Genomic DNA, 16,274 nt, shown 5'->3' on the forward strand with positions numbered 1-16,274 from the left:
GTTCAATTTGGGCCACAGCCCTCAAAAATGTCTCTGAAATAACCGGCCGCTCCTGGCGCCCGGGAAACTGTTTGTCTATCCGCCCAGTGACATCGGCTTTTGCCCCGGCCCGCTCAATCCGAACCGCCTGCGCACGAAATCGAGCCACAGCCCGTAGGGCCGTCCGAGGACCAGCATCAGCACCGCAAATCCAATGGCTCCGGTCGCAATCCCCATGCCCCTTGCCCCACTGGCAAAGATGATGAGCACATAAACCGGCACCTGGAAGCTGAGCAGCGCTACGGAGTCCATAAGCAGAGTGGCGGTCGGCGTGGCGGGTTTGGTCATGGTCATGAACCAGTCCCGCCAGTAGCCATAAGGCCGAGCCGTCAGCACCATGAGCACCGCGCCGATCGAGCGGGAGGTGGCCACTTCCGGCCAGCTCATTCCGGCGATGAACCGCTCGTTGAGCCCGCTCACCACCGTAAAGAAGATGACCAGCGCCAGCGTGTCGGCAGCAAAGCTGCGGAGACGTTGGTTTGCCATCTCGATCTCCCGCCCGGGCTTTCCTTAGGCCAGCGCCGCCTTCTTTTCCTCGGCAAACGCCCAGTCGAGCCACGGGGTGAGCTTTTCGAGATCCGCCGTCTCCACCGTCGAGCCGCACCAGATGCGGAAGCCGGTCGGCGCATCGCGATAGCCGCCGATGTCGTAAGCGACGCCGTCCTTGTCCAGCCGCGAAACCACCGCCTTGGCAAGCTTGGCCTGCGCCTCGTCGGACAGAGCCACGACTTCGGGATCGACGATCTTGAGACACACCGAAGTGTTCGACCGCACTGCCGGATCGGCGGCGAGGAAATCGACCCAATCGGTCTTGGCCACCCAGTCGGCGATGACCTTCTCATTGGCATCGGCCCGCGCCTGCAGCGCCTTGAGCCCGCCGACCTTCAATCCCCATTCCATGGCATCGATGGCGTCTTCGACACAGATCATCGAAACCGTGTTGATGGTCGCGCCTTCAAAAACATCGGCCATGAGCTTGCCGCCCTTGGTGAGGCGGAATATTTTCGGAAGCGGCCGGTTGGCCGGCGTGAAGGTTTCGAGCCGTTCCACGGCACGCGGGCTGAGGATCAGGATGCCATGGGCGGCTTCACCGCCCAGCGCCTTCTGCCAGGAAAAAGTCACCACATCGAGCTTTTTGAAATCGAGGTTCTGCGCAAAAGCCGCCGACGTGGCGTCGCAGATGGTCAGCCCCTCGCGGTCCGCCGCGATCCAGTCGCCATTGGGCACCCGCACGCCCGAGGTCGTGCCGTTCCAGGTGAACACCACGTCGCGCGAAAAATCGACCTGCGAAAGATCGGGCAGCTCGCCATATTCGGCCTTGAGCACCCGCACATCGTCGAGTTTGAGTTGCTTCTGAACGTCGGTGACCCAGCCGGCGCCGAACGATTCCCAGGTCAGCATGTCGACGCCGCGCGCGCCCAGCATGCCCCATAGGGCCATTTCCACGGCCCCCGTGTCGGAGGCCGGCACGATGCCGATGAGATAGTCGGCGGGAACTTCGAGCAGCTCGCGCGTCAATTCGATGGCGCGCTGAATCCGCGCCTTGGCCGGCTTGGCCCTATGGGACCGCCCCACCAGCGCACCAGCAAGCGCCTCGACCGTCCACCCGGGACGCTTCGCGCAAGGACCAGAAGAAAAATTGGGATTGTCCGGACGCACGCCCGGCTTTGCCACGTCCGTGGCGGCAGAAATATCTGTCATGTTGCTCCATCCTTACAGATGGGCGTCCCTCGTTGGGGAGGGATGGCCCGTGGATGGGGATATAGGAAGGTGATCCAAATGGCAAGGACCCAACTTCTCGCGTGACGACAATATCGCGTCGGCGTATGATGATTGGACGTCATCGGCGGGAGGATTCCGATGTCTGCACTCAAGCCGCCGCAGTCGATGGATTGGCTGGACACGCGCTATACCATTCATGTCGCCAAGGCCGGCCCTGACGGCTTTTCACTCTTTGAAAGCACGTCGCCTGCAGGCTCGGGCCCGCCGCGACACATCCATGAACGCGAGGACGAGACGTTCTATGTCCTTTCCGGCAATGTTCTGTTCTGGACGCCCGAGGAACAAACCGTGAGGCGGGAGGGAGAAACCATCTTCATTCCGCGTGGAACCGAACATACCTTCCGCGTCCAGGACGATGGACCGGCCACCATGCTGACGGTACTGACACCGGGCGGTTTTGAAGGTTTTTTCGCCGAAATGGCCGCCGGCGCATTCCGAATCCCCGAGGACATGCCTGCAGTGGAGGAAAGCGCGAGGCGTTTTCATCTCAGATTCACCGGGCCACCTCTCTGAATTCTTGACGCCCGAGGCCTTGTCAAAAAACTTATCCCCGCCCTCTCCACCTCCCTCATACTCCCCCTCACGACCCCGCGCACATGGACGCAAGCGCTACGAACGTTTGGGCGGGATCGGTTCGGGTCCGTTGGCGGTCGCGTCAGCGGAGGCAGAAACGTTCCCAGCGCCAGCCCACGGTAAGGCCGAGGGTGTACTGGTGAAAGCCAGCGGGGATTGGCCCCAGCATGAGAGGACGACCAGGCCCAAAATCCCGAATGCATGGGGCGATGGAAGCTTCATATATAAAAATTTCAATGCGGAGCGTTCATCGCCCCATGCCGTCTTTCCATCATCAACCGAGGCCCATGGCCGTCGGAGGTTTTCTCATGCGCTGTCCCCTCACCCGCCTGCCGGCCACCCTCTCCCCAGAGGGGCGAGGGTTAAGCTCGCACCGGCGCTCATCTCTTTCCGCCATCACGCAGCGAGCCGCAGCAGGACTCCCTCTCCCCGCCGGGGAGAGGGTTGGGGTGAGGGGCGCTGAGTCGGCGACATTCACGCGCGCCGGTCTCAATCAGCAAACCCTAATGCCGCAGCCCCGGCGCCTCCTGCCCCGTGCTCTCCACATACTCCCGATACCCGCCCCCGAAGGTCCGTACCCCCTCCGGCGACACTTCCAGCACCCGGTTGGAAAGCTCGCTCAGAAAATGCCGATCGTGGGAAACGAACAACATCGTGCCTTCGTAATTCGACAGCGCCTCGATCAGCATTTCCTTGGTCGCGATGTCGAGGTGGTTGGTCGGCTCGTCCAGCACCAGGAAATTGGGGGGATCGAACAGCATCATGGCCATCACCAGTCGCGCCTTTTCCCCGCCCGAAAGCACCCGGCACTTCTTTTCCACCTCGTCGCCGGAAAACCCGAAACACCCGGCCAGCGCCCTGAGCGGTGCCTGCCCGGCCTGCGGGAATTCATGCTGCAACATGTCGAAGATCGACAAATCTCCGTCCAGCCGATCCATGGCATGCTGGGCGAAATAGGCCATCTTGACGCTCGGACCGCGATTGACGGTCCCCGCGTCGGGCTCGGCCGCCCCGGTCACCAGTTTCAGGAGCGTCGACTTGCCTGCCCCGTTCACCCCCATGATCGCCCAGCGCTCCTTGCGCCGCACATGGAAGTCGAGCCCATCATAGATGATCTTTTCGCCGTACCGCTTCGAAATGCCCTTGAGCACCGCCACGTCCTCACCCGAACGCGGAGCGGGACGGAATTCGAACACCACCTTTTGTTGGCGCTTGGGCGGCTCGACCCGGTCGATCTTGTCGAGCTTTTTCACCCGGCTCTGCACCTGCGCCGCATGGCTTGCCCGCGCCTTGAACCGCTCGATGAAGGCGATCTCCTTGGCCAGCATCGCCTGCTGGCGCTCGAACTGGGCCTGCTGGTTGCGATCGGCGATCGCCCGCTGTTCCTGATAGAACTCGTAATCGCCGGTATAGGACGTGAGGTTCCCCGCATCGATCTCGATGATCTTGTTGACCACCCGGTTCATGAACGCCCGGTCGTGCGAAGTCATCAAAAGCGCGCCGGAAAAGGTCTTCAGGAACTCTTCAAGCCAGATCAGGCTCTCGATATCGAGGTGGTTGGACGGCTCGTCGAGCAGCAGCACGTCGGGCCGCGCCAGAAGGATCTTGGCCAGCGCCACGCGCATCTTCCAGCCGCCCGAAAGCGCGCCCACATCGCCATCCATCATGGCCTGCGAGAAACCAAGACCGTCCAGAACCTCGCGCGAGCGACCATCGAGGGCATATCCGTCGAGTTCCTCGAACTGCTCTTGCACCTCGCCATACCGCGCAATGATCGCATCCATCTCGTCGGCCTTGTCGGGATCGCCCATATCGGCTTCGAGCTGCCGCATTTCCGCAATCAGCGCCGCCACCGGTCCGGCGCCGTCCATGGTTTCCGCCACCACAGAGCGTCCGCTCATTTCGCCCACATCCTGGGAAAAATACCCGATGGTCGTGCCGCGATCGATCGAGACCTGCCCCTCATCGGGCGCTTCCTCGCCGGTGATCATGCGAAACAGCGTCGTCTTGCCCGCCCCGTTCGGACCCACGAGCCCGATCTTTTCTCCCTTCTGCAGCGCAGCGGAGGCTTCGATGAAAACGATCTGCTTGCCGTTCTGCTTGCCGATATTCTCGAAACGGATCATGGGAGCACCTGCAACAATAAGGCCGCCCCGACGGGAGCGGCCAGACTTTGACTGCCGTAAACCATTTCACCGCGACAGATGCAAGACGGGTGCGGCTAAAGGGCGTAGGGCCTCGCGAGCTAAAGCCGGCCCGTCCGGTAAAGGGCGATGCGGACGCCATTGTTGTCGACGCTCTCACCGGGCGTTTCGAACAGCAGACCCGTCGCCCGCGCCAGCGTTGGATCGGCCGTGATCAGCCCCACGCGCCAGCCCGAAAACCGCGTCCGCAGCACCTGCCCGAGCGCGCCATAGAGCGGATAGAGCTTTTTGCGGTCCCCGATCCGCAGCCCGTAGGGCGGATTGACAATCACCAGTCCCGGCTCCCCTTCAGGCCGCTCGAGGGCTTCAACCGGCGTCTGGGTAAAACGGGTAACCAAACTTACCCCCGCCCGCTCCGCATTGGCGATACTCATCCTCACAGCTCCGGCATCGCGGTCGCTGCCGTGGAAAATGAGGTCCGTCGTCTTGGGAAGGCTCCCCCGCATCCCCATCCAGTGCGCCGCATCGAACGTCGTCAGCTTCTCGAACACAAAGCCGCGCGAACGCCCCGGCTGCAACCCGAGCGCGATTTCGGCTGCTTCGATCACGAAGGTTCCCGAGCCGCACATGGGGTCCAGCACCGGTTCGGTGCCGCGATATCCGCATTCTCGCAGAAACAGCGCCGCAAGCGTCTCGCGCATAGGCGCCTTGTTCACTTCCGCCTTGTGCCCGCGCCTGTACAAGCCCTCGCCCGAGGTATCGACGCTGATGGTGCAAAGATCGTTTTCGATCCGCACCAGCACCCGAACCTCGGCGTCCACGGCAAGCGGAGCACCCAATTCCGCCACGATAGCCGTCTCGATGCGCTGCGCGGCGGCGCCGGAATGATAGATCTTCGATTTCCGGCAGCTTGCTTCCACCTTGAACGGAACGTCCGGCCGCAACACCTGACCCCAGGGAACCTGCCGCGCCCGCTTGTCCAACTGTGCAAGATGGTTGGCCCGAAAGCTCGCGATCCGCACCAGTACCCGCCCGGCGCCGCGCAATTGCAGGTTGGCACGCCAGACATCGGGCCAGTTCCCCGCGATATCCACACCGCCACGCACCGGCCGTGGATCGGCAAAGCCCAGCGCTTTGGCCTCGGCGCAAAGCGCGTGCTCCAATCCGGGCGTGGCAACGAGAAAGATATCGAGAGGGTCGGCGTCCATCCGGCCTCAATACCCCGAACCGGCGGTTCGGGCGACCGAATTATGGATCGGGCCGGATTCTCGGAGGCGAAGGCGTCAGCACGGGTTGAAACGGCCAAACCAGCAACGCTTCGAGAGGACCGCGCTGGAAATACCGCCGCCACAACACGGCGAACACCATCGCCGCCCCGCTTATCGCGACGACCGAGATCATCGCTTCTCCCACGCTTTCACGCCTCAAAACGCCGGCGAACATGTGCAGCAGGAAAAGATGCGCCACGTAAAAACTCAACGCCAATTGCCCCAGCGCCACCAGCGGCGAAAACCACTTCGGGAAACGCCGCACGGCGATCAGCATGATACCTGTTACCGCCACCGCACTCCCGATCGCCCCGATCAGCCACAACGGCATCTGGCTATGTGGCCGACCGTCGAAAAGCCATCGCCAATCCGCTGGCGTTTCGGCTTGCTCGAGGAGCGGTGTGCAGACGATGGCCAGCACTGCAGCGGCGAATGCAATGCCCGCGCCGCTCGTGGCGAGTCGCAATTGGGTCGACGGTGCGCGCAGATCGAGCCGGCCGACCCACAGCCCCCAAACCAACGCCGCGCTCCAGGTCACCAGCGGATAGGGTCCAGTAACGAGAAGTCCACCTGCGATCTCGACGAAATTATCGCCAGCCGCCACCGTATCGCGGTCGACGCGATCAGGCCATTGCGCGTTGAGCAGGAAATAGATGAGAGGCCCGGCGATCGAAAGCAGAGCCGCAATCGCGGGCAGATATCGACGTGGAACGGCCAGCATCAGAATGCCCAGGAGATAAAAGGCTGCGTAATGATGCAGGATCACCGCTATGCCATGGTCGAGCCGCTGCAGCACCAGTCCGAGCGGCAGAAAAACCACCGCCATCCACCCCAACCGGGCCCGCGCCAACCCTCGTTTTCCGGCTCCCTCCGACAAAAGCGCCATGCTGACGCCGGCCAGGAAACCAAAAAGGATGGAAGCTCGACCGTGAGGCAGATTGTAGAACGTTTCCCCGAGTGTATCCCGTCCGCGCGACCCCACATGCACCATCAGCATGCCGATGACGGCAAGCGCGCGAGCCGCATCGAGCCCTCCGATCCTGCCTTTCGCGGCGCTGGTGCTCGCCGTCCCGCTCAATTGGGAAATCCTTCCAGACGCCATGCAAAAGGGGCGCCCGATCGGGCGCCCCTTTCATGGAAAATTTTGATGCGCCTTACTGCACCGGGGTGGCCGGAGCCGCCGGATCGGTGGTCACAGCCGGGTCGGCAGGCGCCGCGGTTCCGTCTTCCGGAGGCGGCATGTCGCATGCGGCAACGGCCAGCATCAGGGGAAGAGCCAGAAGGGCAAGAAGCTTACGCATTTGTGGTCTCCTTTTCTTTCGCCAAACAAAATGGCCGATGGCGGGAATCGTTCCCATTTCGCAGGGCTGCGGCGCGATCGGCCATTTCAACCCAGGAGCGGCGCTGTTTTGACGATCAAACAGTGGTGACCGAGGATGACGAAAATGTGATCAATAAAGAAAGTATTATAATTCAGTTACTTGAGATCAAACCGTCGTCCCCCCAGCGCTCGCCAGACCAGTAAAAATGGCGCAGAAAAGGCAAATTTGCCGACTTTGCCCGTCCTCGGGTGACCCGGACTTTCCGATCACCTATAGAAATAATCACCCGCCTGCTTCGAAAGCATCTGTATGTCCGTCCAGCCGAACCAGTCTGCCCCCGCCCGTCCCTTCGATCTGGCGCAGCCGATTTTTTCCGGCGTCCTGGCATCGATCGTCGGCTCGGCCAGTTCATTTGCCATTGTCCTGCAAGGCTTTCTGGCCGTGGGAGCAACTCAGGAGCAAGCAGCGTCCGGTCTCTTCGCCCTGAGTTTGAGCATGGGGATCGTCGGTATCGTCCTTGGAGCGGTAACGAAAATGCCGCTGGCAATCGCCTGGTCGACCCCGGGGGCGGCACTGCTCATCGCAACCGGTAGTGTCACCGGCGGCTTTTCCGCAGCGGTAGGTGCCTTTATACTGGCAGCGCTTCTGGTTGTGATTGCGGGCTTCTCAAGAACCTTCAGCCGCGCGGTTGCCGCCATTCCCATGCCGCTGGCAAGCGCTATGCTGGCCGGCATCTTATTTAATCTATGTTTGGCACCAGTCCGCGCGGTCGGCGAAATGCCGATGCTGGCCCTGCCGATCGTCCTGGTTTGGGCTCTGCTGCTCCGTTTCGCACGGGTCTGGGCTGTTCCCGCAGCGGTCGGCGTAGCCGCCGTAATGATCGGTATTTCCACCAATCTGCCGTCCGATCTGCTGGCCAGTCCCTGGCCCAGCCCGGTTTTTGTGACTCCCACTCTCAATCTTGACGCGGTGATCGGAATTGCAATCCCGCTGTTTGTTGTCACCATGGCGTCCCAGAACATTCCCGGCCTTGCTGTCCTGCGCTCGAACGGATTTGAGCCCGACGTCCGGCCGGTGTTCGTCTCCACCGGCATCGTGAGTGCGCTGGGTGCTCTGATCGGCGGACAGCTCATCAATCTTGCCGCGATCACGGCCGCCCTCTGCGCCGGCCCCGATGCCCACCCGGATCGATCCAAACGCTACGTCGCTGCCATTGCCGGCGGCTTCGCCTATCTGCTTTTCGCGCTCGGCGCAGGCGCTGCAGCCGCCTTCATTTCGGCGGCCCCGCCCATCCTCATCGAAGCGGTGGCCGGATTGGCGTTGATTGGTGCTTTGGCAACCTCGCTCACCGGTGCGGTGGCCGACGAGGAGCTTCGCCTTCCCGCCGTCCTCACCTTCGTCACCGCTGCCTCCGGTCTCACCCTTTTCGGCATCGGCGCCGCGTTCTGGGGGCTGATCGTCGGCGGCGCGGTTTACCTGCTGCTCAGAAAACAATAGGGCGGCCGCGGGGGCCGCCCTCATATTCAGCTCGACCGCCGGTCAGAACCGGTAACGAAGCGTGGCCCGGACTTCGTGGACCCAGGCGTCATCAACCCTGTAGTTGGGCGTAGCATCGGTATTCTCGATCTCGTTGATATAAAGGCCACGGTAACCGAGGTCGGCAACGAGCGCGCCGAAATCATAACCAACGCCGGCCATGCCGGCAGCAGCCAGGCTCGTGTTGGAACCCCACTCGCCATAGCCGACATTGTCTTCCACGCGGGACTCATTGAACGCAACGCCAACGCCTGCGCCCACATAGCCAAAGGCGCCGCCGGCAGCGGTGAGGCCCATGTCGCTCAGGCCGAAATCGTAATAGGCGTTGGCCAGAACGATGGTGGAGCGCAGATCCAGTTCGCGATCCCCCAGACCATCATCGACGTCGGCCGTCATGCCGCGATTGGAGAGGTAGTCGACGGTCGCATCGAAGCGCAGGCCAGTGCCGGTTTCATAGCCAGCGCCGATGCCGGCGCTGTAGCCCCAGCCGTTTTCGATGATGTCGAAGGTATCATCCGTTTCAGTGTGCACAGCCTCGCCCGCCCAGCTTGAATTGCCGGCGACGCTGCCGCGCAGGTAGAACGAGCCGCCGAGGCCCTCATCGACCGGGGGGATATAGGGAGGAATGTATTCCGGATAAACCGGATCGGCGGCCTGGGCCGCCGTGGTGAGGAATGCGACTGCTGTAACGGCAGCCAAACCAACCAGCTTTTTCATGCGCTTGTGTTCCCCTAAGCGGATCAAACCTGACAATTGACCGAGAACCTAAGGGAAGTTTCTTAAAGCGCGATTAACTGTATTTCTTAACCTTGTCAGGCAACCTTGCCGATGGCCGTCGCGATTTCATTGACGACTTGCGAGACCAGCGAGGCATCATCACCTTCGCCCATGACGCGGATCACCGGCTCGGTTCCCGATTCACGGATGATCAACCGGCCGGTCTTGCCCAGCCGCGCCTCGGCATTGGCGATCAGCTCGCGCACCGATTTGTCCTCGAGCGGCTTGCCACGCTGGTAACGTACGTTCTGGAGCAATTGCGGCACCGGATCGAACCGGTGGCAGACCTCCGAGACCGGCTTGCCCTCCTGCTTGACCACCGCAAGGAGCTGCAGCGCGGCCACCAGACCGTCCCCGGTCGTGGTGAAGTCGGAAAGAATGATATGCCCGGACTGTTCGCCGCCCACGTTGAAGCCCTTGCCGCGCATGGCTTCGAGCACGTAGCGGTCACCCACCTTGGTGCGTTCGAGCGAAAGCCCCTGCCCTTCGAGATAGCGCTGCAGGCCGAGATTGGACATGACGGTAGCAACGATGCCGCCGCCCAGCAATTGCCCGCGCGCATGCCAGGAGGCGCCGATGACGGCCATGAGCTGGTCGCCATCGACCTCATTGCCCTTTTCATCGACGATGAGCACCCGGTCCGCATCACCATCGAGCGCGATGCCGATATCGGCCCGCAGCTCCTTGACCTTTTCGATCAGCGCACCTGGCGACGTCGATCCGCACCCGTCATTGATGTTGAAGCCATCGGGCGCCACCCCGATCGAAATGACTTCGGCGCCCAGCTCCCAGAGCACTTCGGGCGCGGTCTTGTAGGCCGCGCCATTGGCGCAATCGACGACGACCCGCAGGCCCGTAAAATCGATATCGCGCGGCAATGTGCGCTTGGCGTATTCCACATAGCGCGTGCGCGCTTCCTCGACGCGACGAGCGCGGCCAATCGTGGTGCCGCGCGCCAAGCGCGGAGCAAGATCGGCATCAATGAGATTCTCGATTTCGGCTTCGAAACTGTCGGAAAGCTTATAACCATCGGGACGGAACAGCTTGATGCCGTTGTCGTCAAACGGATTGTGCGAAGCCGAAATCATCACCCCCACATCGGCGCGAAGCGAACGGGTCAGCATGGCGACGGCCGGGGTCGGCATCGGGCCGAGAAGCAGAACGTCCATGCCCACGGCGGTGAACCCTGCGGTCAGCGCATTCTCGATCATATAGCCGGACCGGCGCGTGTCCTTGCCGATCACCACCCTGTGCGCATAGTCGCCGCGCTTGAAGGCCAGGCCCGTGGCCATGCCGACGCGCAGCGCGAGTTCGGGCGTCAATTTGGAGCCGTTGGCCAGACCGCGAATGCCGTCGGTACCGAAATATTTACGAGCCATGGGAATGTTCCGATTCGTCAGCAGCGAGCCAAATTATACCGGCCGATGTGCAAAAAAAAGGCAAAGGGATGGGGCGCCTTATGATGTCAGGCACGCTCGAGGGCGAGGAAGCGGTAAGTATTGGCGGAAGCGAACACTTCCGGCGAGCGGTAATCGGCCTTGAGGCGGGCAACGATGTTGTCGCGCTCCTTGCGTGGAACGAAAAGATTGTAGGCCGTCTTGGCGAACCAGTAGAGCACAGGCCGTTTGTGCGAGAGCAGCGCCCGTACCTGCTCGACCGTGGGAGCCACAAAGCCCCTATAGACATTCTGGTCGATGGCCATGCTCTGCGCTGCGGCAAGCGTCACATCCTCATTGGCGACGAAACGGAAACCCGCCTTTTCGACAGCCTCCACGAACTGCGTATAACGGTGACCTCCACCGGGCTGTCTCTGACCTTTCCTGTACCCTTCGGACCGGAAACAGTCAGCGATGATAACCCGGCCATTGGGGGCGAGGATATCCTGAAGCTTTTTTAGCGCGATATCGAGTTTGACGTATTGGAAGCTCTCGGAGAACAGGCACACATCGTATGGCCCCTCTCCCTGGAAATCCTCGAACTTCGTCTCGTGAACGCGGGCGTTGGGACCGAGCTTTTGCGCAGCGACTTCGGCCTGCAGATGGCTCGGCGTGATCATTTCGACGGTATAGCCCTTGTCGAGCAGGAGCTTGGCCATTTCCCCCGTGCCTCCGCCGATATCGAGAAGGCGGGCCGGAGCGGGCGGGATGAGGGCAAGGAGCTTGTCGACATACCGCTCCTGGGCCATGCGCAACCGGGGGATGTTGGGCTTTTCGCCCGGTTCCCACAGACCGTAGTGGAGCCAGGGGCTGTCGGCGAAGGTCTTGGCCACGTAAACGTAGAGGTCAAGTCCTTCGGTCTTGGTGTCGATCTTGGCCACGAAAGGCTCCTCTTTGGTCCCGCGCCTTTCGGTAGCGGAGCGGGCATGTGATGACAAGAGGCGCCGATTTGAGCCGGCAATGTGGTTAGAATTCGTCCCAATCCTCACTAACCGCGGCATTGCCGCTGCTCTGCGGTACGAGCCGGGGCCGCTGAGGCATCGGAGTAGGACGGTCAGCGAGCATAAAGATCGAGGCGATGCGGTCGAGTTCACCCGCCTGCCCCTCGGTCTGTTCGATGGCGGCATTGGTCTGTTCGACCAGCGCGGCATTGTGCTGGGTCATCTCATCGAGCTGCCGCACGGCGGTGTTGACCTCCTCGATAGCAGCCGATTGCTCGGACGCGACCCTTGCGATGGCATCGATCACGACCGAGCTTTCCTCGGCGCCCTTGAGGATGTCGAGCAGGCGTCCGGCGGCCTGCTCGACAAGCCGGCTGCCGCCCGCGACCTCGCTGGCGCTGGTTTCGATGAGGGTTTTGACTTCCGCCGAAGCCTCGGCCGCCGATTGGGCAAGGCGCCGCACTTCGATGGCCACCACGGCAAAACCCTTGCCTGCCTCCCCGGCCCGCGCCGCTTCCACCGAGGCATTGAGCGCCAGAAGATTGGTCTGGAAGGCGATATCGTCGATCATGCCGATGATCGAGGAAATCCGCGCCGAAGACGCCGAAATGCGTTCCATGGCGGTATTAGCTTCGGCCATTACCGTGCCGCCCTCGCTGGCGCTGGCGGCGACCGACCTTGCCTTTTCGGCGGCGACACGGGCTTCGCGGGCGCCCGAGACAACGGCGCTGGAGAGCTGCTCCATGGCCGCCGAGGTTTCCTCGATCGTTGCCGCCTGCCGCGTCGTGCGCTCGGACAGATCGTTGGCGCCGGTGAGCAATTCGCTGGTAGCCGTCTTGACCGTGCGCGACGTGGACTTGAGCTGGGAAACGATTTCGACGAGTTGGTCGAGGGTCTTGTTGTAGGCCAGACGCAGCGCCTCGTACTGGCCGGTAAAGGTCTGCTCGATCCGCCCGCGCAGATCGCCTTCCGAGAGGCGTTCGAGGCTTTGGGTCAGGTGCTCGATGATGGCTTCGGCACGCTTGCGTTCGGTGATATCGGTGGCGAACTTGATGACCTTGATCGGCTTGCCGGCGGGATCGAGAACGGGATTGTAGCTGGCCTGGATCCAGACATCCTTTCCGCTCTTGTCGCGGCGGCGGAACTCTCCGGCGGCGAATTCGCCCTGGCGCAGCCGGTCCCAAAAAGCCCGATATTCGGGGCTTGCCGCATAGGCGGGATCGCAGAACATGGCGTGGTGCTTGCCCACAATGTCCTCGAGCGCATAGCCCAGCGTCGAAAGGAAGTTCTGGTTGGCGGTGATCACATTGCCATCGAGCGTGAATTCGATAACCGCCTGTACCCGGCTGATGGCCGCGATTTGCGCGGCGTGGTCCGACGCGCGCAGTTTCTGCTCGGTGATATCGGTTGCGAACTTGATGACTTTGACCGGTTTGCCCGAGCGGTCGAAAACGGGATTGTAGCTCGCCTGGATCCAGATCTCGCCCCCGCCCTTGGCGATGCGCTGGAATTCACCGGCCACGAACTCCCCCTCGCCAAGCCGTTTCCAGAAGGCGCGATAGGCTTCGCTCGCGGCAAGCTCGGTAGAAACGAACAGGGAGTGATGCTTGCCCGCGATTTCCGGGAGAGCGTAGCCCATGGCCGCAAGAAAGTTTTCGTTCGCGGTGAGGATCGTTCCGTCGAGCGCAAATTCGATGACCGCCTGGGAGCGATTGATGGCATCGACTTTCGCTTGCGTGTCCGCGCCAGCCGAGCGTTTCGAAAAAAAGGTGAGCATGCCTGATATCCCCTCAAAGCCACCCGCCTGTGGCCCTCGCATCAGAGTTCTCCACAGGTCGTTAAATGGGAGTTTAGAAAACTCATCGGGGTGTTCACCTATTGTGATCGCTGCAGGCATGGCAGAGCGCCCGACGGCCCCGGGGCCTCGGTTGATGATGGAAAGACGGCATGGGGCGATGAACGCCTCGTGCTGTATTTGTTAGTATGAAGCGATCATCGCCCCATGCATCCGGGATTTTGGGCTTATGGCGGCTTCTCGGGCTGGGGGTTGTTGAGAGTTTTTAGTGGGTCGGTTGGTCGAACCGAAAAAGTGGGAACCACTTTTTCTGCCAACCTCCCGGCCGTCCCCTCGCTGCCCCTCCGGGTTTCCCCGGTGCGACGTGGGAGTGATTGGATTGGTGGTCCGCTCACACCTTTTATCCACATCCGGCCATCTGTCCGCTTTGGGCCTCCCCCACGGCGACCCGTGAGGAACCCGAACCGATCCCGCCCAAACGTTCGTAGCGCTTGCGTCCATGTGCGCGGGGTCGTGAGAGAGAGTATGGAACAAGCGCAGGGGGCGGGGATAAGTTTTTTGGCGCCGGTGTCTGTGGAAGCTCAGCGCCCCCCTCATCCCCTGCCATTCGAGCCCCCGCCTTCGCGAGGGGCAGGCTCCGCTCTCATGGCCTTCTCACCTCCAATCGTGCCACCGGCACGATTGGCCAAAGGACGGTTCGAAGTCTCCCACCAGAGGAGAAGGGGGCTCTTGGGGGAGCGTTACGGCCGGGGCTCAGGAGCTGAGTGTACTGGATCCCGGCTCAAGGCCGGGATGACGGTGGGGGCGGGGTGATGGCGGGGATAAGCAGTCGGGCTGCTGAAAACCTCGGTGGTGAGCCTGGAAGGCCGGAGATTGGGCAGCGTCCTACCCTCACCCCCAGCGCGTCACCCCGGGCTTGACCCGGGGCAAGGTATGCGCGCCGTTCTCGGCTCTTGCGATGACGCAACCTCAGCGCACCCCTCATCCCGGCCCTTCTCCCACCAGGGGAGAAGGGGGCTCTTGGGGGAACGTTGGGGATAACAAGCACGGTGTTGGCGTTGTGTCCCCGTACCCTGGTGGGAGAAGGTGGCCGCGAAGCGGTTGGATGAGGGGGCTCGGCATATCAGCGGCCACCGGCGGTGATTGTTGAGGCTCAGCGCACCCCTCATCCGTCTCGCCCTTTGGGCGATCCACCTTCTCCCTCAAGGGGAGAAGGGCGATTGGCGCAAGCGTTACGGCAAGAGTCTCGTCGCTCCTTGTCTCCAGCCTCTTCATCGTCTTCGTTCTCGGACTTGATCCAGAGACGAAGGTGACGAGGGGAGGCGGGAGAAAGAGCCGGGAGCGGCGCGCATACCTTGCCCCGGGTCAAGCCCGGGGCGACACGGGTGGTGACGGATGGTCGAAACAACCGACGTTTTAGGGCATCCAGCTTTCCGTTCGCCGTTTGCCGGATTGGACCCGACAATCCGCAGCGCTGCCTGTGGCGCGGGAGAGATTGGGGGACACACTTCTTCGAGAAACGGTGGCGCTGGACGCTGTGGGCATACGCTGCCGTTATCGAACATTTCTGCCCGCCAGCAGGAGAGTGGCGAGAAGCGCCCCCTACTCTGCTTGCGTCTCCGGATCGCCATCGGCGGCGGCGGCGAGTTGGGCGGGGAGGATGTCGAGCAGGTAGCCCAGCGACAGGGGGGTCTGCCAGCTCATGGCCGCATAGGCGAGGCCGTCGCCGTCGTCCAGCCACACCGAGCGGCCTTCCCGCGCGATGGCCAATGACTGATAGGTCGGCAGCGCTTCGACGACGCTCTGGACGTCCGAGCCCTCCGCGACCGGCCAGACGGCGACGTCCATTTCCAGCAGGTCGATGTTTTCCGCACTGATGGTTATGCGATTGTCCTCCGCGGCCAGCCCTTCGAGCTGGGGCGGGAATACGAGGCCGAGATCGACAAGGAACTTGCTGGCGAGATCGTTCGGCCCCCAGGCGGTGAAATTGCCGTCGTCCTCGAGATAGATGTTGGTGCCGGTCATGCCTTCGAGTTCAGGATAGGCGGAGCGCACCTCGGCGTAGCGGGCATCGAATTCGGCGACGATCGCATCCGATTTTTCCGTATTGCCCGACGTCGCCTGATCGATGATCGCCAGTTCCGCCTGCCAGGGAGCCGCCCAGACATCGTAACCGGCCGGGCTTGCGACCACGGGGGCGATCTCGGACAGACGATCATAGTCTTCCTGTTCCAGCCACCAATAGATGCCGACGATCAGATCGGGGTCCTGGGCCAGCACCCATTCGAAATTGATGCCGTCTCCGGTCATCACCTCGGGCTCGGCGCCCAGCGCGGCGCGCTCATCCTCGGCCCAGGGCCAGGTTGCGTAGGGCTTTTCCCCGAACCACTCCTTGACGCCAATCGGGGCAACGCCCAGGGCGTAGAGGAAATCCTGCTCGTGCAGGCCGATGGAAACGACGCGCTGAGGCTGCTCCTCGATCGTCGTGGTGCCGTAAACGTGCTCGATGGTGACCGGAAAATCCTGGGCCGCGACCGGCGCGGCAAAGGCAAGCAAGGAAATGAGCGCAACGCTGGGACGCTTGAACATGATGGGCCCCTCCCCCGAAAACTAATCAGCTTCATGCTTTATTTGGATCAATTCAGTCAAGTTAAATGATGG

13 protein-coding genes are annotated in these 16,274 nt (G+C 62.1%); 2 read left to right on the plus strand and 11 right to left on the minus strand.

The window, feature by feature from the left end; translation table 11 throughout:
• Positions 1-75: 75 nt before the first annotated feature.
• Both alaE and NO932_RS15300 read right to left on the minus strand, forming a co-directional pair.
• Complete coding sequence (alaE, locus tag NO932_RS15295; protein ID WP_309208165.1) at positions 76-525, minus strand: L-alanine exporter AlaE; 450 nt, start codon at positions 523-525, stop codon at positions 76-78.
• Positions 526-549: 24 nt separating this feature from the next.
• Entirely contained in the window at positions 550-1,740 is a 1,191-nt protein-coding gene (locus tag NO932_RS15300) for a phosphoserine transaminase (protein ID WP_309208167.1), read from the minus strand.
• 132 nt (positions 1,741-1,872) lie between these two features.
• Here NO932_RS15300 and NO932_RS15305 point away from each other — a divergent pair, with 132 nt between their 5' ends.
• Complete coding sequence (locus NO932_RS15305; RefSeq protein WP_309208169.1) at positions 1,873-2,334, plus strand: cupin domain-containing protein; 462 nt, start codon at positions 1,873-1,875, stop codon at positions 2,332-2,334.
• A 563-nt stretch (positions 2,335-2,897) separates the two neighbouring features.
• On the opposite strand, the gene abc-f is transcribed toward NO932_RS15305, so the two are convergent.
• The 4 genes from abc-f to NO932_RS15325 form a co-directional block, all read right to left on the minus strand.
• A complete protein-coding gene (gene abc-f / locus NO932_RS15310; RefSeq protein ID WP_309208170.1) occupies positions 2,898-4,520 on the minus strand; it encodes a ribosomal protection-like ABC-F family protein in 1,623 nt (540 codons plus the stop codon).
• Between the two features lie 119 nt (positions 4,521-4,639).
• Positions 4,640-5,746: a THUMP domain-containing protein gene (locus tag NO932_RS15315; RefSeq protein ID WP_309208171.1), complete on the minus strand. Its 1,107-nt coding sequence runs from the start codon at positions 5,744-5,746 to the stop codon at positions 4,640-4,642.
• Between the two features lie 40 nt (positions 5,747-5,786).
• Positions 5,787-6,884: a DUF418 domain-containing protein gene (locus NO932_RS15320; protein WP_309208172.1), complete on the minus strand. Its 1,098-nt coding sequence runs from the start codon at positions 6,882-6,884 to the stop codon at positions 5,787-5,789.
• Between the two features lie 76 nt (positions 6,885-6,960).
• On the minus strand, positions 6,961-7,107 hold the full coding sequence (locus NO932_RS15325; protein WP_309208174.1) for a hypothetical protein: 147 nt from the start codon (positions 7,105-7,107) through the stop codon (positions 6,961-6,963).
• A gap of 330 nt (positions 7,108-7,437) precedes the next feature.
• Here NO932_RS15325 and NO932_RS15330 point away from each other — a divergent pair, with 330 nt between their 5' ends.
• The gene (locus NO932_RS15330; RefSeq protein ID WP_309208175.1) at positions 7,438-8,625 is read left to right on the plus strand and encodes a benzoate/H(+) symporter BenE family transporter; all 1,188 of its coding nucleotides are present in this window, start codon (positions 7,438-7,440) and stop codon (positions 8,623-8,625) included.
• Positions 8,626-8,667: 42 nt separating this feature from the next.
• Here NO932_RS15330 and NO932_RS15335 read toward each other — a convergent pair whose 3' ends face one another.
• The 5 genes from NO932_RS15335 to NO932_RS15355 all read right to left on the minus strand — a co-directional run bounded on the left by NO932_RS15335 (position 8,668) and on the right by NO932_RS15355 (position 16,202).
• Positions 8,668-9,381: a hypothetical protein gene (locus NO932_RS15335; RefSeq protein WP_309208177.1), complete on the minus strand. Its 714-nt coding sequence runs from the start codon at positions 9,379-9,381 to the stop codon at positions 8,668-8,670.
• 95 nt (positions 9,382-9,476) lie between these two features.
• The gene (glmM, locus tag NO932_RS15340) at positions 9,477-10,820 is read right to left on the minus strand and encodes a phosphoglucosamine mutase (protein ID WP_309208178.1); all 1,344 of its coding nucleotides are present in this window, start codon (positions 10,818-10,820) and stop codon (positions 9,477-9,479) included.
• Between the two features lie 86 nt (positions 10,821-10,906).
• Complete coding sequence (locus NO932_RS15345) at positions 10,907-11,758, minus strand: class I SAM-dependent methyltransferase (protein WP_309208180.1); 852 nt, start codon at positions 11,756-11,758, stop codon at positions 10,907-10,909.
• Between the two features lie 85 nt (positions 11,759-11,843).
• Positions 11,844-13,595 carry a methyl-accepting chemotaxis protein gene (locus NO932_RS15350; RefSeq protein ID WP_309208182.1) on the minus strand — a complete coding sequence of 584 codons (1,752 nt, stop codon included), beginning with the start codon at positions 13,593-13,595 and terminating at the stop codon, positions 11,844-11,846.
• A gap of 1,620 nt (positions 13,596-15,215) precedes the next feature.
• Positions 15,216-16,202, minus strand: a complete 987-nt coding sequence (locus NO932_RS15355) for an ABC transporter substrate-binding protein (protein WP_309208184.1) — start codon at positions 16,200-16,202, stop codon at positions 15,216-15,218.
• Positions 16,203-16,274: the final 72 nt, after the last annotated feature.

Source organism: Pelagibacterium sp. 26DY04 (assembly GCF_031202305.1).
Taxonomy (GTDB): Bacteria; Pseudomonadota; Alphaproteobacteria; order Rhizobiales; family Devosiaceae; genus Pelagibacterium.